The 22,513-nt window shown below is 42.1% G+C and carries 21 protein-coding genes; 9 read left to right on the forward strand and 12 right to left on the reverse strand.

Going from position 1 to position 22,513, the window contains the following annotated elements; all coding sequences use genetic code 11:
- Positions 1–9 precede the first annotated feature (9 nt).
- Complete coding sequence (locus tag ACFOSV_RS07720) at positions 10–678, reverse strand: carotenoid biosynthesis protein (protein WP_377905069.1); 669 nt, start codon at positions 676–678, stop codon at positions 10–12.
- A gap of 97 nt (positions 679–775) precedes the next feature.
- On the opposite strand from ACFOSV_RS07720, the gene ACFOSV_RS07725 reads away from it, so the two are divergent.
- From ACFOSV_RS07725 to ACFOSV_RS07740, 4 genes are all read left to right on the forward strand, one after another.
- Entirely contained in the window at positions 776–1,081 is a 306-nt protein-coding gene (locus ACFOSV_RS07725) for a DUF4286 family protein (protein WP_377905071.1), read from the forward strand.
- 174 nt (positions 1,082–1,255) lie between these two features.
- Positions 1,256–2,404, forward strand: a complete 1,149-nt coding sequence (locus tag ACFOSV_RS07730; protein ID WP_377905073.1) for a DUF4221 family protein — start codon at positions 1,256–1,258, stop codon at positions 2,402–2,404.
- Between the two features lie 29 nt (positions 2,405–2,433).
- Complete coding sequence (locus ACFOSV_RS07735; RefSeq protein WP_377905075.1) at positions 2,434–3,549, forward strand: DUF4221 family protein; 1,116 nt, start codon at positions 2,434–2,436, stop codon at positions 3,547–3,549.
- A 12-nt stretch (positions 3,550–3,561) separates the two neighbouring features.
- Positions 3,562–4,707, forward strand: coding sequence for a DUF4221 family protein (locus tag ACFOSV_RS07740; RefSeq protein WP_377905077.1), 1,146 nt, complete (start codon positions 3,562–3,564; stop codon positions 4,705–4,707).
- Positions 4,708–4,870: 163 nt separating this feature from the next.
- On the opposite strand, the gene ACFOSV_RS07745 is transcribed toward ACFOSV_RS07740, so the two are convergent.
- The 4 genes from ACFOSV_RS07745 to ACFOSV_RS07760 form a co-directional block, all read right to left on the reverse strand.
- Positions 4,871–5,623, reverse strand: coding sequence for a DUF6090 family protein (locus ACFOSV_RS07745; RefSeq protein WP_377905079.1), 753 nt, complete (start codon positions 5,621–5,623; stop codon positions 4,871–4,873).
- Positions 5,624–5,726: 103 nt separating this feature from the next.
- Positions 5,727–6,449, reverse strand: coding sequence for a DUF6090 family protein (locus tag ACFOSV_RS07750; protein ID WP_377905081.1), 723 nt, complete (start codon positions 6,447–6,449; stop codon positions 5,727–5,729).
- A gap of 38 nt (positions 6,450–6,487) precedes the next feature.
- Complete coding sequence (locus tag ACFOSV_RS07755) at positions 6,488–6,913, reverse strand: hypothetical protein (protein WP_377905083.1); 426 nt, start codon at positions 6,911–6,913, stop codon at positions 6,488–6,490.
- 29 nt (positions 6,914–6,942) lie between these two features.
- Positions 6,943–7,833 carry a Nif3-like dinuclear metal center hexameric protein gene (locus ACFOSV_RS07760; RefSeq protein ID WP_377905085.1) on the reverse strand — a complete coding sequence of 297 codons (891 nt, stop codon included), beginning with the start codon at positions 7,831–7,833 and terminating at the stop codon, positions 6,943–6,945.
- Positions 7,834–8,106: 273 nt separating this feature from the next.
- Here ACFOSV_RS07760 and ACFOSV_RS07765 point away from each other — a divergent pair, with 273 nt between their 5' ends.
- The gene (locus ACFOSV_RS07765) at positions 8,107–10,317 is read left to right on the forward strand and encodes a carbohydrate binding family 9 domain-containing protein (protein ID WP_377905087.1); all 2,211 of its coding nucleotides are present in this window, start codon (positions 8,107–8,109) and stop codon (positions 10,315–10,317) included.
- Positions 10,318–10,379: 62 nt separating this feature from the next.
- Here ACFOSV_RS07765 and ACFOSV_RS07770 read toward each other — a convergent pair whose 3' ends face one another.
- The 6 genes from ACFOSV_RS07770 to ACFOSV_RS07795 form a co-directional block, all read right to left on the reverse strand.
- The gene (locus ACFOSV_RS07770; RefSeq protein WP_377905089.1) at positions 10,380–10,982 is read right to left on the reverse strand and encodes a trimeric intracellular cation channel family protein; all 603 of its coding nucleotides are present in this window, start codon (positions 10,980–10,982) and stop codon (positions 10,380–10,382) included.
- A gap of 77 nt (positions 10,983–11,059) precedes the next feature.
- On the reverse strand, positions 11,060–12,169 hold the full coding sequence (locus ACFOSV_RS07775; protein WP_377905091.1) for a DUF2855 family protein: 1,110 nt from the start codon (positions 12,167–12,169) through the stop codon (positions 11,060–11,062).
- A gap of 128 nt (positions 12,170–12,297) precedes the next feature.
- Positions 12,298–12,687, reverse strand: coding sequence for a nuclear transport factor 2 family protein (locus ACFOSV_RS07780; protein WP_377905093.1), 390 nt, complete (start codon positions 12,685–12,687; stop codon positions 12,298–12,300).
- Positions 12,688–13,003: 316 nt separating this feature from the next.
- Complete coding sequence (locus ACFOSV_RS07785; protein WP_377905095.1) at positions 13,004–13,420, reverse strand: hypothetical protein; 417 nt, start codon at positions 13,418–13,420, stop codon at positions 13,004–13,006.
- Positions 13,421–13,775: 355 nt separating this feature from the next.
- Positions 13,776–14,390 carry a class I SAM-dependent methyltransferase gene (locus tag ACFOSV_RS07790; protein WP_377905097.1) on the reverse strand — a complete coding sequence of 205 codons (615 nt, stop codon included), beginning with the start codon at positions 14,388–14,390 and terminating at the stop codon, positions 13,776–13,778.
- Positions 14,380–15,279 (reverse strand): patatin-like phospholipase family protein, encoded by a 900-nt coding sequence (locus ACFOSV_RS07795; RefSeq protein WP_377905099.1) that lies wholly within the window; start codon positions 15,277–15,279, stop codon positions 14,380–14,382. The genes ACFOSV_RS07790 and ACFOSV_RS07795 overlap by 11 nt, the downstream gene beginning before the upstream one ends.
- A gap of 59 nt (positions 15,280–15,338) precedes the next feature.
- Between ACFOSV_RS07795 and ACFOSV_RS07800 the strand changes: the two genes are divergently transcribed.
- From ACFOSV_RS07800 to ACFOSV_RS07810, 3 genes are read left to right on the forward strand one after another with little or no spacing between them, the layout of a single operon-like run.
- Entirely contained in the window at positions 15,339–15,761 is a 423-nt protein-coding gene (locus tag ACFOSV_RS07800) for a VOC family protein (RefSeq protein WP_377905101.1), read from the forward strand.
- A gap of 11 nt (positions 15,762–15,772) precedes the next feature.
- Positions 15,773–16,831, forward strand: coding sequence for an aminotransferase class I/II-fold pyridoxal phosphate-dependent enzyme (locus ACFOSV_RS07805; RefSeq protein WP_377905103.1), 1,059 nt, complete (start codon positions 15,773–15,775; stop codon positions 16,829–16,831).
- A 5-nt stretch (positions 16,832–16,836) separates the two neighbouring features.
- A complete protein-coding gene (locus tag ACFOSV_RS07810) occupies positions 16,837–18,069 on the forward strand; it encodes a serine hydrolase (RefSeq protein WP_377905105.1) in 1,233 nt (410 codons plus the stop codon).
- Positions 18,070–18,343: 274 nt separating this feature from the next.
- Here the strand turns inward: ACFOSV_RS07810 and ACFOSV_RS07815 are convergent, their stop codons facing one another.
- Positions 18,344–19,771 carry a DASH family cryptochrome gene (locus ACFOSV_RS07815; RefSeq protein ID WP_377905107.1) on the reverse strand — a complete coding sequence of 476 codons (1,428 nt, stop codon included), beginning with the start codon at positions 19,769–19,771 and terminating at the stop codon, positions 18,344–18,346.
- A gap of 193 nt (positions 19,772–19,964) precedes the next feature.
- Here ACFOSV_RS07815 and ACFOSV_RS07820 point away from each other — a divergent pair, with 193 nt between their 5' ends.
- Entirely contained in the window at positions 19,965–22,373 is a 2,409-nt protein-coding gene (locus tag ACFOSV_RS07820; RefSeq protein ID WP_377905109.1) for an alpha-L-rhamnosidase-related protein, read from the forward strand.
- The last annotated feature ends 140 nt before the right edge of the window (positions 22,374–22,513 follow it).

Genomic DNA, 22,513 nt, shown 5'->3' on the forward strand with positions numbered 1-22,513 from the left:
TTAATTCATTTATGTCAATGTGAAATTCAACACCGTAAAGAACACGATCATTGCAATCAGTAAAATCCGCGCAAGGGGATTTTCTTTGTGAAAGTTGCACTTCCTGTAGATGAGATGGATCAAAAAGGCTACCCCAAGCCAGCCCAAATAATTGCTCCATGGGATAATCTCAAACTTCCAATACCACATATCCATGGCTACAGCTACAGGTTCCATGATATAATCTAAAGCTGTCATCACCAAGGCACCCATCAATGCCGCTACATAATCATTGGTGATATGCTTGGCAAAAAGAGCCCCAGAAAGATACACCAGCAAAAACCAATTGACACCAATTACCAGCGGGACTTCCCAAAGCTTGGGTCCCAGAGTAGGGCCATAGACATAATCTCCATACAGGTATCCCGTATGAATCCCAATGATCTCTGATCCAAAGCCTATCCAAAAAGCTGCGGCCCCGAAAATCGGAAAGGCATCATTCCAGCCTCGGTGAAAGCCCAAAAGCAAAGCCGTGGTGAGTATCAGCTGAAAAGGGGTAAGCGAAAGAAAGAGGTCTCGGTAATCTGGTAAACTCAAGCCAATTATCCCAACCGCATAGATTGCAAGCACTAATATTCTGGCAATTAAAAGTTTGGTATTCCTCTGTGGTGACTCAATGAGCGGCTCAGTATCTGACATTTTTCAGTGAAAGGGGGAATTTCAAATTTGGGATTTCTAACTTTGCTAAACAGTATTTGTTCCCAAAAAAAAGAAAATCCATCCAAAATCTACTCCTATGATCCTGTATAATATCACTTACACCGTAGCACATTCTGTAGAGGAAGACTTTGTCGCATGGATGCGTGGGACACATATCCCAGATGTATTTGCCACGGGCCTGTTTACAGATCATAAGTTTTATCGGCTTTTAAATAGTGCCGACGACGAAAGCACTAATTACAGTATTCAGTTTTTTGCAGAGTCTACGGATAAGCTGGTGGAATATGAGCGACTCCATGCGCAGGAGCTCAGAATCAAGCCGCAGATTCGATATGGAGAAAAAGCCATGGCTTTCAGAACCTTACTACAAGAGGTGCTCTAAACCTTACCGCTCTTTTGGGATGCGGTAAATGTGAAAACTTTAAGATTTTTTTAGATTTTTTGTCATATAGAGTCTGATTTTTCCAGACATATTTCGGAGATTAACTATAAATTAGAGAGCTGTTTTTGTGCATTGCACCAGTCCAGCTGATCTTTCGAACTATTCTTAACTATTATGATGAAAACCAAACCACTGATACTGCTTCTAGCAGTCTTGATTTTTTCTTGCTCTGAAGACAAAACCTCCGGAGAAAACCAAACCAAAAATATCCTTGAAGGTCTGACCTACAAAGTAGATACCGTCGTGGTGGATCCAGGAGAGGAATTGCTCAATCTACAATGGGGGCTAAGGCTAGCTGGATTAAATGAGAGTAAAAGCAAAATTTTTCTCTTGAATGAAGTCAACACTACCCTTGCCGAGATAGACCTTGATGCGCTAAAGCTTGCGGAGATACATCAGTTAGAAAAGGAAGGGCCGAATGGAATTGGGGAGTACATCAGCGATCTGAGTGTGCTGGGAGGTGATAGGTTTATGCTTTCCAGTTTTAGAAGCTCCGGTATTTTCAATACCTCTGGTGAAAAGCTGGCTGATCTGAATTTTTCTCCCAAAGAAATTGAGGGAATAGAGTCTGATGACGACATGCCGATGACCAATGGCCTGACAATCAACGCTGAAGGTACCAAGGCTTTTGCTCTACCTGGTAATTTTTTCGAGGGAACACGCGATTTGGCTGTCGTGGATGTAGCCAGCAAAACCGGTAAACTCATTGATATCCCCGCCATGGACATTGCAGGAGATTTTCGGATTGTCCTGAAGAGCGATGAGATGATGTCTGTCTATGTAGAGGAGGTGGAGATTACCCCCATTTTGGACAAATTCTACATTACCACATCGGTGTCCTCGGACATCTATCGATACGATCCAAAGTTGGATTCTTTGGAGTTATTTTCATTCACCCCCACACTTTTTCCATCGGTAAAGTCAGGTACTGTGAAAAACGAGGTGAGTTCACAAGAAGAATTTGAGAGTGAGATGCAGAAACTGTCCACTCAGGTTGGTTTTGAGAAACTCCTTTGGGATGAAGAAAGCAGTAGATTCTATCGTTTTGCTCGGAAGTTTTACCCTAGGGAAGATGAAGAAGCGCCCAGAAAAGTGGATGTTTTTTTAATGGCCTTGGATAAGGACTTAAATCTGATTGGAGAAATTCAATTAGATGATCTGAAATCCGTTCCCTCCTACCCTTTCTTCAAAGACGGCGAGCTCTGGTCCTATGTCAATGTGGAGGATGAGTTGGGGTTTGCGGTGTTTACGTTTGATTTTTAACGCCGATGAGATACCTCCTTGTCTTACTTATGGCACTTACAATTTTCTCTTGTTCTGAAAAGGAGGAGCAGATTTCTAATTCCAATATCTTAGAGAGCCTTTCTCTTGAAATAGATACAGTGGTAGTGGATCCAGGTGATTATTTGATCAATTTGGAAGCAACGGTTGACTTTGCGATTTCAGAAGACCAATCGATCTTGTATCAATTCAATGGCTTGAATGATGAGGTTTTCGAGATTAATATCATAGATGCGACGCTGGATGCCGTCTATTCATTTGAAAGAGAGGGTCCCAATGGTATTGGAGTCAATGCGAATAATTTTCAATGGCTTGCCCCCGATAATTTTAGCTTTGGTTCGATCAATTCGCTAGGTATTTTCGATCAAGAGGGAAACAAAATAAAGGACATCTCTCTTGGAAAGAATGACTTGGCCGGACTTCCATCAGCTTTTGAGTCCAACCTTTATCAGCGAGTAAAAATTACTCCAGAAGGAAAATACGCCTTATCCGTGCCACAAGATGAAGAGGGTGGATTAGAAGGCTTATACAGGGTAAATCTGAATACGAATAAAGCCAAACTAATTCCCATTCCTGCTTTTGATGAAATCGTCCGGAAGTTTTATTTGAAGCTAAGAGCAGAAAATGTAACTAGTGTATTTTCAGATTTTGTTCAACAAGAAATTGTGAATGGAAAAGTTCTGCTCACTGCGAATTCAACCAGTGAAACCTATGTTTTTGACCCTAAAACTGCATCCATCAATCTAGTTTCTTTTACACATGCCTTGGTACCCTCAAAGCGTGCGGGAGACTATTCGCAGGCATTAAGCAGCCAGGAAAAATTCAATGAGCAAAGGGCAGAAATTAGTCAGCAGATCAGTTTTGGAAAATTCATGTGGGATGCAGGAAATAAGCGCTATTACCGTATAGCAACTCAGCGAAAGCCATCATTGGACGAGAAGACTCCTTCACGGACAATTACCTACCTGTTTAGCTACGATCAGCAATTCAATTTAACAGGTGAAAGGGAAATGAAAGAATTTACAAGACCTCCAATTTTCCCATTTTTTACGGATGGGAAAATGTATGCGATTGTCAATGTGGACGATGAGCTGGGCTTTGCGGTATTCACTTTTAACTTTAATTAAACCAACATAACAATGAAAAAACTACTTTTATTACCATTACTCGCTCTTCTTTTTTCCTGCGGGGGAAATGAAGGAGGGGAAGAATCTGCCTCTCCCCAAATAGAACTGACTTATGAAATCGACACCGTCATGGTGGATGCGGGAGATCACTTTTTCTTTTTGAATTATGGGCTGGGGATGTCCAGCCTCAGTACAGATGCTAAATTACTCTACAATCTCAACCCCCAGGCGCTACTTTTGGAGGTGATTGACTTGGATGCTTTGGCATTGAAAGAGACGATCCAATTGGAGCGTGAAGGTCCAAACGGTGTGGGTGGAGGATTTATTTCCGGAATGCAGGTATTGGCCAATAGGAATCTCAAATTCTTTGATTTCAATAGCATCATGGAAGTTAATCCTGCTGGGGAGCTTGTGGATAAATTTGAATACGTACCCTCCGAATGGGAAGGATATCAATTCAATGAAGATGAGGAGGAGTTTAGATATAGCGGCGTGTTTACTCCAGATGGACGAATCCTCTATACGACGATCGCAGCCAATGATTACACCGAGCCGGCCAAAGGTATAGCCAAGTTAAACTTCGATACCAAACAAATTGAATTCTTTGAAATGGGTGATATGTTTGATCGTTTGGATCGGTTTGCCATCACCATGCAGTCTGATAACATGAGTATGAGCGCAGGAGAATCGATCAATCTTAATGAGGTAAAGGGGGACTTGCTGATCGGAAATTCGGCCTTCAATGAGTTGTTTGTGCTTAAGTCAGGAGCTGATTCACTCATTCATCACACATTCACTTCTGGTCTGACCAGAAATGAAAAAACCATGGAGGCACCAAACACTGTGGAAAGTCAGGAAGATTTTAGGGCTGCCATGAAAAAGCGTGGGGAGCAGGTAAGTTTTGGTAAGATGATCTACCATCCTGAGGAAGATTTATTTTGGCGGTTTACTTCGGACAAGGATAGGATGATCGCAGATTCCCTCGTAAAAAAGCAGGTACTGACGATTTTTGATTCGGAACTTACTATGCTGCATGAAGAGAAAATAGAGAATTATGGAATCTCAGGACGTCAGTTTTTCAAGGATGGTATGCTTTACAGCTTTCTAAATATGGGTGATGAAATGGCATTTGTGAGGCTGAAGCCAATATTCAATTAAAAAAGCCTTTTGCCATATCCTTTGTATTCTTTGATTCTGAACTCTCTCTTTCCGCACAAATAAAGAGAGAGTTCAGATTTTACAGCCTTGTCCAGAAAGAGCTAGCTTAATTAAATTGATACGAGATAGACGGAGTTGAATTTTTTCTCGAAGCAGACTGTGGTCAATTTTCGCTGCTCAGTTCTTCACGAACCAATTCAAGTATTTTCAAATTAGTGGCCCGAACACTATTCAATTCATTCACCGCATCCAGCGTCCTCGAATAACGATCGGAAATATAGTCTTCGAATAGCGGATCCAGCATCAACCCCATATAATCCGAAGTAAATTTGCTACTTCCTAATTCAGTTCGATCTGTACTTCTATAATCTACATTCCGAACATGTTTTTCGATCACGGATTTTGCCTCCATGCGAGTATTTAGCGCCCTTAGCTCATCCTCTCTGGCATCAGCTACAAGGTCTTTCCAGCTAAAAAGCATATTGGTCAAGATCTCATCCGAAATAAGATTAATCTCACCAGAGGATATACCTGATTGAAGAGCTCCATTTTGGGGATCAAATGTCCATGTCCAACTGGTATTTTGTAATAATTGCCTTAAATAGGCCGTACTGTCGGCAACCGAGTCATCCGGACGTATTTGCAAAAATTCAAATGAACTTTGGACCACCAAATTATCATATTTCAATACCGTATCGAGCTGTTCCAAATTTTGGGTGAATTCGATTTCAATGGCCCTAAGCAAGGTGTTTTTGGTCAAAAGCCCCTTTCTCTTTTCATTCCAATCGTTTATCGCCAATGCAATCAAGATTCCGATGACGACTAATACGATCTCCCCAACAGCATAAAGTACATAGCTGCTTACCTTATTCTTTGAAAGAAGTTTCTGACGGATTTTTCTAAAAAATTTGATCATGCTCTTACGAGTCTTGGTAAAGGAAGCAGTGTAATTTAGAATATGGATCAACCAATTAAATTCTGGTAAGATTTTTTTTAAAGAGACTATTCATTTGTTATTTCTAAGGACTTTTTATTCCCAATTCATTGGAGTATTCATCTAGGATTCTAAGAAGTTGATTGCATTCATTGATGACGTTTTCCACAGAATTGACTCTTCCATTCGCAAAATTCCTGTGTATGGTATTTGCCAATTTTGGCTCGCGCAAAAGCACTACAATTTCCTCATTAGAATAATCAGTGATATTGTTCAAACCAGCCTTCGCCATTATGAAAATTTCTCTGGTGGATTCTCTGTACAGGTTTTCATCTTGAAGGAAAAGTTCATAGGTGTTATAGATGTCAACAATGTGTTTTCTGATGCTTTCATCTCGAATAATTTTTAGGTCTCCATTGCTTTTCATCTCATCAATCGTGGATGTACTAGGGGAAAAAATTTTGTAGGGATTCCATTGGTGACCAAAGCTTAATGCTAACGAGTCCAGGTTTGATTCTCGGTTTCTTAGATGTGCCGTAATGTAATTCTTGGCTTCAGACGAGTTTATGGCTTCGACGTAAATACCCTGTAAGATGGTAGAATCCCGCTTTAAATTGACTCTTAGGTCTTCGAGATATCGCTTTTCAAGTTTTTTGTTCTGATTTTCTTGTTGCCAGTTATTTATGGAGAGGGCAATCAAAATACCGATCACAACTAGCACGATCTCTCCCACTGCGTAAAGCACATAGCTGCTTACCTTATTCTTTGCGAGAAGTTGCTGGCGGATTTTCCTAAAAAATTTAATCATAAGGTTAATCTAAGAAATTGGCCGAAAGTCCGCTAGAATTATTTCTTCATAGTATGCTTCCCTTTTACCATCCAGAGTATGGAGCCACCTACAGCCCCAAGGGCAATTCCTACCGGACCCGTGAATATAATACCGAACATTGGTCCTTGATTAGCATCCGGAGTAAGAAGAATTGGCCCTACAAAGCCTAGGATAAACCCAATAAGTCCCAGTCCCAATGCACCGTTGACTATGTAAGTTCCATGGCTTGGTTGGGTATTTCGGGATTTATCATTTTTTTTCCAAACCAAGAAAGCCAAATATCCCGCTGCTATTACGCTAAGAGTTGTGGATAGAATATAAATCCATTTTGGTCCCACTTCCCCAAAGGGAATTGAAACCAGTGCGGAAGAGATCCAAAAGGCAAAATAAAACGAAAAAATTAGTGTTACTAAAGAAAGAAGGACCTGTTTTACTTTTTGCATGGTAAGTGTGAGTTTTTTTTAAAAATGATTTAGATAATGTTCAGTGAATTTCCACTGGGAATATGAAAAGTCGGGATCTCTGGAAACTCAGTTTTGACCCAATTTGCCATAAATTCGGATCCGCCTTCTTCGCTCGCTGAGTGGCCGATCACGATCAAGGATAAGTTGATGCCCATTTCATTGGAATTTCTGACGTATTCCGGGGTTTCCCATTCGGGAGATTCACCCACAATGATGACGTCAGGCTTTTCTTGCATGGCCATTTCTATTTGTCTTCGTCCCCCAATGGCACCCGGAAGTAGCAATACCTTTGAAACAGGTTGACTCAAATCACCCACATAGCGCATAGCAGGTACTTCAAGTTTTGCCTTGATATGGGAAATCAGTTCTTCTAATGTAGAAGTAGGTATTTCCAAAACTGCGTTTTGTTTGTAATAGTCATCCCATCCAAGTTGCTGTACTACTCCTGCCTGTACTCCATCTATTTCTAGACGGTGGACATAGTCATGATTTCTCCACACTGCAATTCCGTTTTTTGCCAGCAACTCCTGCTTGAATTGGTAAACCGGATCATTTTCCAGCCATTCTGTTTCGTCAAGATGATTATAAAAAGTGGGCTCATGTACGATGATAAAGTTTGCGTTCAGCTCAATGGCTTTTTTGATCACGCTGACGGTAGCAAACATAGTGGTCACTATTCCAGTGACGACTTGAGTCTTTGAACCGGTTTTCAGCGTGTCGACAGTATTTTCAAATGGTGCACCCGGAACTTGTGCAATAAAGGCATCCATGATTTCGCCCACGGTAAAGGTGGCCTTTTTTGCGTGTGAGAACAATTCAATGGGATGAAGAAAAACCCCAGCAGCCAAAAGGGTAGAGGATTTTGAAAGGAAATTACGGCGACTCGTAAAAAGCTTCATTTCTAGGGAGTTTGATTATCAAGATAGAGAAATGAATTGAATTTCAAGATAGTCTGATTTTATCTTGAATATTGGCTCAATTCGAAAGTTTGGCAACCTATAAAAATGAGACAAGGGGTTTTATGGTCTTATTTCAGGTTTGCCGTTCACATAAAAAAAGGACTAGAATTAAACTTGTCATGCCCCTCTCGGTTTATTGCCCTGACTAATAACAGGAAGACCGCTGATATAAAATCCCAACAGGCGGTCACCTCATTCGACTAATTTTGCATCATGATTTGGAGAGGCATCTTTCTTTTGGCGTTCACAGTTTGCACCACAGCTGCGATGGCCCAAGACATCATATTTAAGAAAATTGACACCCCGATTACTATCGATGGGGAGATTGATGAAATCTGGGGTATGGCAGATTCGGCCTACAATTGGATGCAATACTTTCCGTATGACTCCTCTTTGGCGGTAAACCAGTCAGTAGCAAAGGTTCTATACGATGACAAGAACGTCTATGTACTTGGCATTATGTACAATGCTACGGATGACCGAACCTATGTGACGCCATCACTAAGACGTGACTTTAGGGGTGCGGCTAATGATAATTTCACAGTTATTCTAGACACTTTTCAGGATAAGACTAATGCTTTTACCTTCGGCATTAATCCTTTCGGCGTTCGACGAGAGGGCTTAGTGGCTAATGGTGGAACAGGCGAAAACTCATTTAGCTTGGATTGGGACAATGTCTGGAGAGGAGAAGCAAAGACATACAAGGGGTATTGGGTGGCGGAAATTGCCATTCCACTAAACTCCTTGCGATTTAATGAGGGTCAGCGAAATTGGAATATCAACTTCTATCGCATCGATAGCGAAAGTGCTGAAAGATCCACTTGGGCACCTATCCAACGAAACTTCACGCTCTTTAATCTGGCCTCAACGAAAGTGGCGGAATGGGAAGTGCCAACGAAAAGGAGCGGGAAGAATCTTTCATTTATCCCATATGTATCAGGTAACTACAATAGGAACTTTGAAGATGGGCAGGATGCTCAGTCAGGATTTAACGCCGGTTTTGACCTGAAATATGGCATTACTCCAGGCTTGAACTTGGACTTGACTGTGAATCCGGATTTTTCACAGGTAGAAGTCGACCAGCAAGTGACCAACCTAGATCGATTTGAGATCTTTTTCCCAGAGCGTAGACAGTTTTTCTTGGAAAATGCCGATCTGTTTTCCGATTACGGCCAAAGAGGGACCACCCCGTTCTTTAGTCGAAGGATAGGTGTATCTCGGGATGAAAGTACAGGTCAGAACATAGAATCTCCCATCCCACTTGGCCTCCGGCTCAGTGGCAAATTAAATGACAATCTCAGACTGGGTGTCTTGAGCATGCAGGTGGCAGACGATGAAACGGCTAATTTGCCGTCCTATAATTATTCCATGATTTCTGTGCAGCAAAAAGTCTTCGCCAGATCGAATATTTCAGCGTTTTTAGTCAACAAGCAGACTTTTGAAAACCAGAAGGAGTATGACACTTTGTATAATGAGTGGGACCGAACCTTTGGTGTGGATTATAATCTAGCTTCGGCGGACAACAAGATCAACGGAAAGCTATTCTATCATTACAATGCCAACCAGGCAAATATGGATAGTACTTTCGCCACAGGTATGGAACTCCAGTATAGCGTTCCTGAATGGTCATTGAATATGCGGGCACAAATAGTCGGAGCCAACTATGCCCCCGAAGTGGGATTTGTCCGAAGGACGGATATTCAGCAATTGGCCATGACTTACAGAAAAAGCTTCTTTCCCTCCTCTGGGGGTGTTCAGCGGCATGGCCCTGGGCTTGATTTTGATGTATTGGGAAATGAAACCTATGGCGTTCTGGACTGGGATGCAAATATCCTCTATGACATTACCTGGCGATCTTCAGCTTCGTTTTCCATGCGCTTGCGTAGGCAATACACTTACCTTTTCAATGGCTTTGATCCGAGCGGTACGGGAGGAATTCGTCTCCCCGCCAATACTGAGTACACTACCAATTTGATCATTGCTCGATATCGATCCGATGAACGAAAGAAATTGTCTTACGAGTTGAGCACTCGATCTGGTCAGTATTTTAATGGTATGCGCTGGAATCTCGAGGGTAGTATTCAATGGCGCTATCAGCCCTTAGGATTTACGAGTATTGATTTTGCTTATAATGGGATCAGGCTTCCCAATCCTTACAATGACGCCAACCTATTCTTGATCGGTCCTAGGTTTGACTTTACCTTCAGTAAAAAACTCTTTTGGACCACCTTTGTCCAATACAATAGCCAAATCGAAAATGTGAATATCAATTCCAGATTGCAGTGGCGATTTGCTCCTGTTTCGGACTTTTTCCTAGTGTACACGGATAATTACCTCGCGGAAAGTCAAGAAGGGTTTATTCAATTTGGAGGGTCAAAGTCGAGGGCATTGGTCTTTAAAATGACCTATTGGCTGAATCTGTAGCCTACTGCTAATTTTAAATAGCTGGAGTTACCTTTCTTTTCTAGCCTAAAGTCAAACCCATCCTACTCTAGTCGTGGTAGACTGAGGCGATACTTCACAGAAATCAGACGAATGCTGATAACCAAAGACATGGAAATCAATAGATTGTAATCCCGAGGTACCTCAAAATAATTCATCACCAAGTAAAAAATCGCTCCTGCCAGGCAAGCGGAGGCATAGATTTCTTTTCGGAAAAGCACGGGGATTTCATTCGTCAATGTATCGCGAATCACCCCGCCCATCACTGCTGAAAACATCCCCATAATAGCTGCAATCTCCGGCCGCACGCCGAGACTCAGCGCTTTTTCCACACCCAAAACTGTGAAAAAACCAATACCGAGCGTATCAAACAAAAAGAAGGTTTTTCGCAGGCGGCTGAGAAATTTGGGGAAAACAAAAGCAGCCAAAATCCCAGCGATAATTGCATAGAGAAACCAAATATCTCCAATCCAAACCAAGGGATGACTGTCCAAAAGTATATCCCGCAGCGTACCGCCACCGATGGCAGTGATAAACCCAGTAAATCCTGCTCCAAACAAATCATGCTCCCGCTCCCGAATGGCCAGCGCACCAGAGATGGCAAAAACAAAAGTACCGGTGAGCTCTAGAGCATATTGCAGTTCCATGACTCAAAGGTAAGAAGAAGTCTTCGGCTATTCAGCCGAGAATCTTAGGATGTGATGCGGCTAAGAAATTTTGGTCTTCAAAGAGCTTTGCCTAAGCTCACCATATTCCCATGGCTTGGGTCGATTTGGCCGTTAAGCATATCGAGATAGAGTTTTTCTAAGCCATCCCTGCCCTGATAATTTTTGATCAGTATGGAAGATTGGATGGCTTCTAAGAATATTTGCCAAGCCATTCCCAACTTTTCGTGAAACCCCGAGAGCCCCCACTCTTTTTGCCGTTTTTCGGCATGTGTTGGGGCAAAAAAGAGCTCTCCCCTTTTGGGAAGAGGATTCTTACCCCTATGGTTTTGCCAGTCTACTAGACCCACCAGGCAATTGTAGGCTAGATTTTGACTCAAGTGAACCTGCAGCTCGAATTGAGTTTGATGGTTGCCTGTAAAATCTACTACCACGGATTTCTTGTCAGCATCTAGTTCGGCAAAGGAATCGTAACTCAGCACTTGATCGTAATGACCCAAGTCCTTAACGAAATCCACATTTCGAGTCCCGGTAAGTCCTATGATATGAAAATCCTGCTTTTGTTGTTTTTTTCGGTGAGCAAGTAGACAGGCCAAAGCCTGAGCAGTCTTACTAGATGCACTGGTGAGAATGATTTGCGAAGCATGGAAGAACTCCTTTTCTGCAAGAAAATCATCGATCAAAAAGGAAGTAGCAAAGAGGGGGCGTAGAATGGCGATCAGTTCTTCTGTTTCTGGAGTATTTGCCGGATCCAAAGCCACATTGGTATAGTAGTTATAGATAGTCGGTAAGGTTTTCCGGTGCTCGCCGACGTCAATAAACCCCATACTACCCACCTTGTCTACATGGACGAGTAGATGTGTACTCATCGGGTAATATCCATAAAAGCGCTGATCTACTTTCACTTCAGGGTGTGAAGAATGTGCCACCTTTGCAAAGCCCCAGGCTGGAATAATTCCGTAGCCAGTCTGACTGGGGAAAAACTTCCAATAGTTCATCTTCTCTCCCATCACAGCATAAGTGATGTTATTAGAGGTGAGAGAGAAGCTTTCGATTTCGAAGAGAACCTGATTGGAGGCTAGATCTCCAGAGTAGGTCTTTGTAATGAATTTGGTTTGATGGAGCTGGTCCTGCTTTACTGCAAAATCTAGTGCTTGTATGGTGGACATGGTTTTTTTGGGTCTAGGTGAGCAATGTTATCATATAGTTTGCTTCAGATGAGAGGGCTAAGTCCATGAATTCACAACATCAGTAGCTAAACAAATAGCTAGTTTCATAGAGATAGAGAAATGCATTATTAATTATCAGGAGGACTTGAGGCAATTTCCGATGCTTGCTGAAAATAGGAGATTTTCCAGGCGTCATCAATTTTCCTAAATAGAATAGAGCACACATACGGTTCATAGATTACCTGAGTAGAATCTGTCAAAACCACATTAAGTTTACCAGACACAACTACTAGGGCATTGTCTTTATTGATTAACTGAAATTTGATCGAGTCCCTGACGAGCTTAAATTCCATAACAAGTTTCACGCCTTCTTTTGTGGCATCTATTAGATTTGCGTAGTTATAAATTTCAGTATCAGTTAGGCAGATAAAATCCTCATTATCCCAATACATATTTTGTAGTTTTTCAACATGTGTATTTTGATCATAATCGAAGAATTTATCGACTTGATTTGTCAATTCAGATTGGATTAATTCCTTGTCATCGGGGCTTAAAGACTTTTGACAAGAACACAGTATCATCAGCAAAAAACATGTGTATCGTAAACTCTGAATTTTCATAAGTCCCTTATTTATGGGTTTAAAGAATTTTTTAAGTGTATCTGGACCGACAAGTCACCACCATAAGAAATATCAAAGTAGTCTAAATCGACTAAAAAGGCTAAACGATAACCCCCGATATTTTATGTAGATGGATTTACCTTCAGCAGTAGGCTTTTACCTGCTAAATCTCTGACCAAACCCATCGTTTCATGGCAATTGGTATCTCCTTTGGCTAGTGCCAAGAAGTCTTTTTTATTTCCTTTCTCAATTTCAGAATATCGATAAGATGAGTCCAAATGACAATGGGAACAATCGTAGCGGGGAGAAGCACAAATGGGAAATAATTTATGGCTCGATTAGGCTGCTCAAATCCGAATTGCTGGAAAGGGAGTTCAGCAGAAAGAATCCCATTGCCTAGAATGAAAAGCACAAGGCACAATCCAATCACATTCCATGCAAGTAAGATTTTTTTGTTGATGTTCTTTTTTATGACTAACCATCCAATGATCGGAGCGGTGATACCCATAAGGATGTCAAAATTTCTTCCTTCGAATGTCATTAATTCTGGGATCATTTGATGGGTAAATAGTCCGTAAAGCACGATTTCTACGGGGAGCCTGACCGCATGCAAAAAAGTACTGAATTGCATAGCTCTATGGTCTAAGGCCTATTTTCTTTGTTTTGGGAGTAATCCAAAAACAATCAGAAGTGCGGATGGAATTAAGACTAATCCAAATCTTGGTGGTAGAGAATCCGTGATTTGGTAAAAGCCAAAGTAGGCTAGAACAGACTGCAAAGCAGACCAGAGAATAACTAGTAAAGTCAGTTTGGTGGGTTTTCCATTCGAAAAATGAAAAAGCACTACAGTCAAAACCCAGGTAATTAAAAAAAGTAACTCAATCCAGTTGGGGAGATTTTCGATCATTTTTCAGTAAATCATGAGGGTCCAAAACTCTTTTGTTGGATAAGCTATCTAGATTACCCGAGAAAATTTCAGTTTAGGGTTACTTTTTCTCCAATACAAAAACCCCCATTTCTCGCTGTTCCAAAACCAAGACAGTCTTAGGGGCTTCCAAAAAATTGAACCCTTTTTCCAGCAGTTTGCCCAAATGTCTCTCTTGAAGCACAAAGCGTTCGGACTCATCTGGGAGCAAATATTTTCCTTCGCCAAGGTCTTTGCTTTTCTCCAAAATCCCCCCAAAACCTGTACACATCCGAAACCAAAAAATACCGCCTGGCTTCAGCACTCGACAGATTTCATTGATCATCTGCCAAAAATTACTTTCACTCTCAGCAAAGTGTAGAACAGCTGAGCAGATCACCGCATCAAAAGCCCCGGCATGAAATGGGATCTCTTCCATTTGCCCCACTTGAAACCGAAGGGCATCATACTCAGGATTGAGGGTCTTGGCTTGGTAGCGGAGGTACTGAATGGCTAGTTCTTCCTGATCTATTCCAAAGATCTGATAGCCCTGATTGATAAAATAAACTGTGTTTCTTCCTTCTCCGCAGCCCGCATCCAAAATTCTCATTTCCGGAGTGAAGCGCTCTTTCAGGATTTGATCCAGCAGATAGATATCGATATTTCCGAGCAGTTGATTGAGTGCTTTAGGATTCATTTTCAAGTTGGTCTAGGGCCTGCTCCATTTTGATTCGACCGATTTCTATAAGTTCTGCGGCTCTATAAAACTCCATGGTACTGGCTTGTTTTTTACTGATTTCGATCAAAATATCCACTGGATGCTTCTCTAAGACTAGTTTAGACACCCTATCGTGTAGCAATTCCATGGAACGGTTGAGCAAGTCTAGCGAGCCAAGGCTCTTTTTCTTGGGAGGGGTTTCAGTTGACTCAAAGTAGCTGGACATCTTTCTTTTGTAGTCCTTCATCCATCCTGGCATTTGGATCATGCGATTGCCCTCATGATCCTTTTTGGGAGGGGAAATGTAAGAGTCCACCAATGCATTTAAGTTTACCGCCACCACAAGGTTGTCTTTTCGATGCTGAAGTAGCTGCACAGGTAGTGGATTTAAAACACCTCCATCGATATACTCTTTTCCGTCAATTTTGGCGGGTTGAACTAGCGTAGGAATACTCACCGAGGCACGAATTGCAGAAAAAAGACTGCCCTCGTCAAATACTCTCTCCGTGCCTTCATGATAGTCTACTGCATTGCAGTAAAAGGGGAGTGACAAATCTTCGATGAGCTGTTCTTCCACGATTTTCCTAAGCTCATCAAATACTTTTTCACCCTTAATAAACCCTTTGCTAGAAAATGAAAAGTCCATAAGGCCAAAAACATCCACTCTCCCGAGGTTACAGATCCAATCCTTAAAATCCGGGAGTTTGCCAGAGGCATAGATTCCCCCGACTAAGGCCCCTACCGAACTACCCGCAATCTCTTCGATTTGATAGCCTCGTTCTTCCAGCACTTCGATCACCCCAATATGTGCCATGCCTCGAGCACCGCCACTACCCAAAACCAAGGAAACAGTTTTCTTCGCTTGCATTTATTGATGATTTTAATTCTAAATTTGAAATCCCTTAAACCAAGACTAAATTTAGGAATATGAGCGAATTTAAACCTTTTCATTTGGCTTTCCCGATTCGGGACATTGAGGAAACCAGAAGTTTTTACGGCAATCTTTTAGGCTGTGATATCGGAAGAAGCACGGACAAGTGGATTGATTTCAATTTCTTTGGCCATCAGCTTTCTGCGCATGTGAAGCCAGAGGAGTTGGCACAAGCCCAGACAAATGCTGTGGATGGTAAAAATGTTCCTGTTCGCCATTTTGGAGCGATTTTGCCTTGGCAAGAGTGGCACGACCTAGCGGATAAACTTAAGGATCACGGAATTGAATTTGTGATCGAGCCTTACATTCGTTTTCAAGGAGAGGTGGGTGAGCAGGCTACCATGTTCTTTTTAGACCCCTGTGGCAATGCACTGGAATTTAAATCTTTCCAAGACCCTTCTCAGATTTTTGCCAAATAGACCTCACGCTCTTGCATACTTTCAACCTGGATCAAAGGATCGATCGATTTATTCATTATCAGGGAAAAAGCTATCGCTATTTCAGCGGGACATCCTATTTGGGGATGGGCTTGTCTGAGACCTTTCAGGAAAAAGTAATTGAAGGAATTCGGATTCACGGGCTCAGCCATGGACAGAGCCGCAGCAACAATGTGAGGCTGTCTATTTACGATGAATTTGAGAGTTTTTTTGCCGTACAGGCCGAGGCAGATTCCGCAATTGTAATGAGTTCGGGGTATTTGGCTGGCAGTGCAGCCTTGCAGATCTGTATGGATGCAGACGAAGTTTGGGTCGCGCCTGATACACATCCGGCCATCCTTCCCACAGATTTGATTCCAGATATCCAGCAATCATTTGAAAGTTGGCAAGAAGAATGTCTGGAGAAATCTGCCAGTTTGAGTTCTCGAAAAATATTGATTCTAGGCAATGCGGTGGATCCCCTGACCAGTCGTGTTCATGACTATGCGTGGATTGCCAAAATTGGGGCGAAGCATCAGCTTAGTATTTTGATTGATGACAGTCATGCCTTTGGAGTACTTGGTAAGGGCATTTTTGGTAGCTACGCAAAGTTGAAAAGTCTGCCCGCAGAAGTATTGGTATCAGGCTCTTTGGGTAAAGGCTTGGGTCTGCCTGCTGGGATTATCCTTTGTTCCAAAGCTGTCCAAGAAAAAGTGCTTTCGCTCAGAATATATGGAGGAGCTTCACCTTGCCCTCCCGGCTATTTGTATGGATTTATCCACAGTCAGGAAGTTTATGCTTCGCAAAGGAAAAAGTTATCCACAAATGTGAAAGCATTTTTTGAAAAAACGACCAAAATCCCTCAAATTAAAGGTTCTGAAGCTTTTCCAGTATTTATTTATTCTGAAGATCATTGGGCTGAAAAATTGGAAAAAGCCCTTTTCATCACTTCCTCTTTTCCTTATCCTACAGCTTCAGACCCTAAAATCAACCGAATTGTTGTTTCAGCATTTCATGAAGCTGAAGACCTTGACTTATTGAGTGCAGAATTAGAAAAACTTGCTTCCCTCTAATCCTTATGAAAAACTATCTCTACCTATTTATTTTTAGTCTGATCATCGCTTGCCAGCCCAAAACACCTGTGCCGTTTGAAGATGGCTTGGAAAAATATCCGGTGCTCAGTCAGGTTTTGGAGAATAAGGACAAGTATAAGGTGCAGATTCTTTATACGCAGATTGAGCGAAATGAGCATAGAAATCCATTGATGACCGATTTCAGTTTCAACCTGGATGATGAGCGATATTTCTACCCCGCAAGTACGGTGAAATTGCCGGTAGCGATTTTGGCTTTGGAGTGGCTAGGGGAGCAAGACATTGAAGGTCTGGATGTAAATACCATCATGTTGACAGATTCAATTCACCCATCCCAAGTTCCTGCTCTTGTGGATTACTCTGCTGCCGATAGCTTGCCTAGCATTGCACAGTACATCAAAAAAATCCTTTTGGTCTCAGATAATGATGCTTACAATCGGCTTTATGAGCTCCTTGGTCAAGATTATATCAATCGGAAAATGGCTGAAAAAGGCTTGGCTAATACCGTTATCAATCACAGATTGAGTTTTGCTGCCTCTCCTGAGGAAAACCGTATGTTCAACCCGATCCGATTTGTGGATGGTGAAGGAGAGCTTATCCATGAATTACCGGCTCGGAAGGAAGAAAGAATCTATTCCAATGCAGAAGTTCCGGTGATTGGGAGGGCCTATTACAGTGGGGATTCCTTGATGGAGGAGGGCATGGAGTTTACCTTCAAGAATAAATTTGCCTTATCGGATCTTCATGGTACGGTGCAGCGCATTATTTTTCCATTGGCATTTCCCGATTCAGAGCGGTTCAACTTAAATGAGGAGCACCGAAATCTCGTTCTTAAATACATGAGCATGATGCCGGGAGAAAGCGATTATCCGAATTATCCTCAGTCGGAATATTGGGATACTTACTCGAAGTTTTATCTCGATGGCAATGATAAAAATCCGGTGGCAAAAAATCTGAGATTATTCAACAAAACCGGTCAGGCTTATGGACATCTCTTGGATGCGAGCTATTATGTGGATTTGGATAAAGGAGTTGAGTTTTTTGTCAGTGCGGTGATTTATGTGAATGAGGATGAGACACTCAATGATGATCTCTACGAATACGATTCGATCGCTTTCCCATTCTTCGCGGAGCTTGGGGATTATTTATATGAAATAGAGACTTCGAGAGAGAAGATGATTCCAGCTGATTTTAGTGAGTTGAGGTTTGTCTATCCTTAAAATGAAAAACCTGCAAAAATATTTGAAGAGTAGTTGGCCCTTTATGCTATTGTATATTGGGTTGTTTTTAATCTCCGAAGCCTACGTATATCCAGAGTTGAGATTTGATTTCACTCAATTGCTAGATGTAGGAGTATGGCTCAAAGTTTTTCTGAATGCACTGGTTTTCTATACCATTTGGTATTTCGTTTTTTGGAAGCGTAATTTTTTGAGTAAGGAAGAAAGTAAATTAAAAAAATAACCCCCGAAGTGTAAACTCCGGGGGCATCCTATCCTACATCCACTTTTCCATCTCCACCATTGCCTCTGGATAGGTTTTTCCTAATTCTATTCGTTTGGACCTTAAAATATTAGCTGGAAGCTCCTGCGGTTGATGAATATCAAATCCCTCAATACTTGCTAATTCAGGGATCCAAAACCTGACAAAATCTCCGTTTCGATCATAGTTTCTCGCTTGACGAATGATATTGAAATAACGGTTTTCTCTCGGATCATTTCCCACTCCTCCTACGTACATCCAATTGCCCCAATTGGAACAAACGTCGTAATCGATCAACTTACTTTCGAAATAACTTGCCCCCCAAGTCCAATCAATGTTTAGATCATTCACTAGAAAACTGGCCACATTTTGCCTACCACGATTAGACATAAAACCGGTGGTATTTAACTCACGCATATTGGCATCTACAAATGGGACTCCTGTCTTCCCCTCACACCAGCGCTGAAAATCAGCACTATCTCGACGCCAGGAGTCCCCTTGATTTTTGATGCCTTCTATTTGAAAGACCTTGTTACCATGTTTTTTGCAAATGAATCGGAAATAGTCTCTCCAAATCAATTCAAATACTAACCAATAGGTACTTTGATTCTTTTTTCGCTCTTTTTCGTAGCGTTTTACTTCCCAAAAGATGGATCGTGGAGAAATACATCCCAGAGCCAGCCAAGGAGAAAATTTTGAACTGTAGTCCAACCCCAAAAGCCCATTGCGGGTCTCTTTGTAAATCTTTAGGAGGTCCTGTTTCCAAAAATAGGACCCAAGTCGCTCCATGCCACTGCATTCTCCACCATCAAACTTCATCACTTTGTTTGGCAATGACGGGAACTTCTCGAGTCCGTATTCTTTTTGTATATCTACCTCGGTTGCTTTTACGTCCTTTCGAGGAAAATTGATCGTCTTTGGAATGTCTTCAGCCCGACGGATGCTTGATAACTTTTCTACAGACTTTCGAAATTGAGTGAAAACCTCCGGTAATTGAGATACCGGCATAGGCAGGTCATCAATATGATAAAGCGTGCTTTGCCAAAAACTTTCCGTTGCAATACCTTTTGACCAGGCCTTTTTTTCAAGTTGATGTTCGATTTTTACTTCTTCCGCCGTTACTTCTTCGGAAAAGAAGATCGCTTGTGCCCCATGTTGCTCCGTAAAGCTTGTTAATATCTCTTCGGGATGTCCTGTTAGAATAATTAGATCTGCATTTAGGTTTTGCAGACTTTCTTTGAGATTTAGGATGGATTCCAGAAGGAATTTCTTGCGTAGCTCACCCATTTTTGGGAATCCTAGATTTGTGGTTGCAAAACTTCTAGGATCAATACAGAATACAGGAATCACCTCCTTACTCTGGGCAAGGGCTCTGGTGAGGGTTTCGTTATCTCTGACCCTCAGATCATTTCGAAACCAGACGACGGATCTTCCATACTTCATGTGGGCTCAACAGACTGTGTAAGGGAAGTGTTTGAGGTTAATTTGAAAAAATATGTAAAGCTTTTTTCAGTAATTTCAGCAGTGAATGAAGCTGTTATGAAAAAATCACTTTTCATCCTCCCAAACCTGTCATTGATCATTTTCTAGCTTGTATTTCAGACACTTAAAGAAAATTCGAAGAATTACATTAAATATGAATAAGAACATCTATTTACTTATCTGCTTACTGACCTTTGCCTGTGGGCCAATTCAGAATCCGGAGTACTTGATCTTTGAGGACCTCAGCGATCAGGAAGAGTTCAAAGGAAAAGCGGAGTACTTGGCTAGCCCCTATGTCACAGCTGGAGATAGGTTTTATATGGTAGGGCATCAGGACGGAACTTTTCCAGATTTGGGCTGGCACGTGGAAGGTGAAATGGGTGGACTCTGGATGCATCCTATCAAGCTGATGGATGGGTTTACGGCGTCTCTGGGTACTGCTGAAGAAACTGTTTGTCTAGATAAGGCTGAGGCTTTTTACAATTATCCTTTTGCCAACAAGCATGAATTCGGGAATTTATTAATCGGGATACAAGTAGATCGTGTACAATTTGTTTCCGATGGAAAAGAGGGAATTATTGTGCTTTTCCGCTTCGAAAATCAATCAGAGCAAGTCCAGAATTTTGATTTCTATTTTGAGGCAAATGTAGACCTGAGACCCGTTTGGCTTGGTGAAAAAAGTGGGATGATTGATAGTCCGGATCAGGTGACGTTCGAAGCAATGACCGGCACCTTTACCGCCAAAGACTCAGAAAATGATTGGTTTGCTGTTTGGGGAAGCTCAGCGGATTTCGAGCTTGAAGAAGCTAGGCCGAGTTGCACAGTGGAAAGCGCCGGTGAGTTTGGTGTGAAGTCTGGGTTTAGTACTGGCCTAACCTTAGAATCGGGGGAAACTAAGGTACTCCCCATTTTTATAGCAGGCTCTGATCGAAGCGAACTCAAAGCTTTGGAAACCTTAGCTTCCCTCAAGGCAAATTATGTAGAGGATTGGTTTGACAAAAAGGCTCGGTACGAGGAGCTTTTTGCTCTTTCAAAAATCACCATTCCCGATGCAGCACTTCAAAAAGCCTATGAATGGACGAAGTACAATACCGATTGGTTGATTCGGGATGTTCCAGGAGTAGGTAGAGGCTTTGGAGCAGGTTTGCCGGATTATCCTTGGTGGTTTGGGGTGGATAGTGAATACACGATTCAGGGACTGATCGCCACGGGTAGAAAGGATTTGGTTTATGAAACGCTCGATTTATTGTCCGAGCTATCCGAACTAGAAAATGGAAATGGGCGCATTGTGCACGAAGTGTCCACCAATGCAGTGGTTTTCAATCCAGGAAATATCAATGAGACCCCACAATTTGCCTCAACGGTTTGGGAAGTTTATCGCTGGACTGGAGATCGAGCCTTATTGGAAAAGTATTTCCCCCTGATCGAGAAGGGACTAAACTGGCTTCTGGAGGAAAATGATCAGGATGGAAATTTGCTGGCCGATGGCTATGGCATGATGGAAATTCATGGATTGGAATCAGAAATGATTGACGTGGCGGTTTATAGTTACAAAGCCTTTGCTGATGCGGCGCAAATGGCTGAGATTTTGGGAAAAAGCGAGTTGGCCCAAAGTTATCAACAGACTGCAAATACCCTAGCCGAGACGATAAATACAGACTTTTGGGTTCCGGAATTTGGTAGTTATGCGGATTTCATAGGAACGACGGAAGAGGCTCTTCATTTGATTGAGGGAGCGATTATTCGGGCCGATACGCTCAATAAGCCTTGGGCGGTGGAGGAATTACGAGCGACTCAGGCCAAGTTATCCACATTGCCCAAGGACCAAAAACAAGGTATTGTCCTGTACCACAATTGGGTGGTGAATACGCCCATGGAAGTTGGGGTGGCAGATCCTGAAAAGGCCAAAATTGCCTTGGAGACTGGCAGAAAGTATACGAATCCTTTTGGAGTCTTTGTAACTGGAATAGATCGGGATGAACTAGCGGAAAATGAGGATGGAACCTTCAAGGGAAGTCAGATTTTTTCTTATACCGGAGCGGTAATGACTCTTCCCACAGGCGTACAAGCCATAGGTGAAAACAAGTATGGAAATCCGGATGCGGCCCTGGACTACCTGAAGCGGATGACTCGAAGCTTTGGTTTTGCAATGCCAGGATCTATTTATGAGGTTTCTCCTGATTATGGGATGTTTACCCAGGCTTGGAATCTGTATAGCTTTGCCGTACCGATCGTCATGCAGTTTTTTGGGATACAGCCCGATGCGGCTAATCGGGTAATTTACATCCGTCCTCAGATGCCGAGTGATTGGGAAGAAGCCAAGATAGAAAAAGTGAAAATTGGCGATAATGAGATTTCCATGACCTTCGAGCGAGATGGAGATGCCATAGCCATAGAGATCAGTCAGACCGAGAAAAAATGGGGAATCTCCGTAGAAATCCCTGAAGATTTTGATAAAAGAGTGAAGCTACTCGGTAAGGAAGTCAATGTAGACACTCAAAATGGATATAGACGATTTTTGATGTCTGGAGCAAAAGTGCGAGTGGAGGCGAGTAAAAATTAAACGTAGTTTTTTCTTATTGACTCAGACTAAAAGCTGAAAAGAAATGGAGATTTTTAGCTATCCGCTCTGAGCTTTTTCCTTGCAGGTATACTTTTCGCTCAGGTAATCATTCTTTAATGACCAACTTAACTTATCAGAAT

This window comes from Algoriphagus namhaensis (genome assembly GCF_042649705.1).
Classification (GTDB): domain Bacteria; phylum Bacteroidota; class Bacteroidia; order Cytophagales; family Cyclobacteriaceae; genus Algoriphagus; species Algoriphagus namhaensis.

Coding starts and splice junctions, on each gene's coding strand:
- ACFOSV_RS07720 (WP_377905069.1), bottom strand. CDS start 678: ATGTCAGATACTGAGCCGCTCATTGAGTCACCACAGAGGAATACCAAA.
- ACFOSV_RS07725 (WP_377905071.1), top strand. CDS start 776: ATGATCCTGTATAATATCACTTACACCGTAGCACATTCTGTAGAGGAA.
- ACFOSV_RS07730 (WP_377905073.1), top strand. CDS start 1,256: ATGATGAAAACCAAACCACTGATACTGCTTCTAGCAGTCTTGATTTTT.
- ACFOSV_RS07735 (WP_377905075.1), top strand. CDS start 2,434: ATGGCACTTACAATTTTCTCTTGTTCTGAAAAGGAGGAGCAGATTTCT.
- ACFOSV_RS07740 (WP_377905077.1), top strand. CDS start 3,562: ATGAAAAAACTACTTTTATTACCATTACTCGCTCTTCTTTTTTCCTGC.
- ACFOSV_RS07745 (WP_377905079.1), bottom strand. CDS start 5,623: ATGATCAAATTTTTTAGAAAAATCCGTCAGAAACTTCTTTCAAAGAAT.
- ACFOSV_RS07750 (WP_377905081.1), bottom strand. CDS start 6,449: ATGATTAAATTTTTTAGGAAAATCCGCCAGCAACTTCTCGCAAAGAAT.
- ACFOSV_RS07755 (WP_377905083.1), bottom strand. CDS start 6,913: ATGCAAAAAGTAAAACAGGTCCTTCTTTCTTTAGTAACACTAATTTTT.
- ACFOSV_RS07760 (WP_377905085.1), bottom strand. CDS start 7,833: ATGAAGCTTTTTACGAGTCGCCGTAATTTCCTTTCAAAATCCTCTACC.
- ACFOSV_RS07765 (WP_377905087.1), top strand. CDS start 8,107: ATGATTTGGAGAGGCATCTTTCTTTTGGCGTTCACAGTTTGCACCACA.
- ACFOSV_RS07770 (WP_377905089.1), bottom strand. CDS start 10,982: ATGGAACTGCAATATGCTCTAGAGCTCACCGGTACTTTTGTTTTTGCC.
- ACFOSV_RS07775 (WP_377905091.1), bottom strand. CDS start 12,169: ATGTCCACCATACAAGCACTAGATTTTGCAGTAAAGCAGGACCAGCTC.
- ACFOSV_RS07785 (WP_377905095.1), bottom strand. CDS start 13,420: ATGCAATTCAGTACTTTTTTGCATGCGGTCAGGCTCCCCGTAGAAATC.
- ACFOSV_RS07790 (WP_377905097.1), bottom strand. CDS start 14,390: ATGAATCCTAAAGCACTCAATCAACTGCTCGGAAATATCGATATCTAT.
- ACFOSV_RS07795 (WP_377905099.1), bottom strand. CDS start 15,279: ATGCAAGCGAAGAAAACTGTTTCCTTGGTTTTGGGTAGTGGCGGTGCT.
- ACFOSV_RS07800 (WP_377905101.1), top strand. CDS start 15,339: ATGAGCGAATTTAAACCTTTTCATTTGGCTTTCCCGATTCGGGACATT.
- ACFOSV_RS07810 (WP_377905105.1), top strand. CDS start 16,837: ATGAAAAACTATCTCTACCTATTTATTTTTAGTCTGATCATCGCTTGC.
- ACFOSV_RS07815 (WP_377905107.1), bottom strand. CDS start 19,771: ATGAAGTATGGAAGATCCGTCGTCTGGTTTCGAAATGATCTGAGGGTC.
- ACFOSV_RS07820 (WP_377905109.1), top strand. CDS start 19,965: ATGAATAAGAACATCTATTTACTTATCTGCTTACTGACCTTTGCCTGT.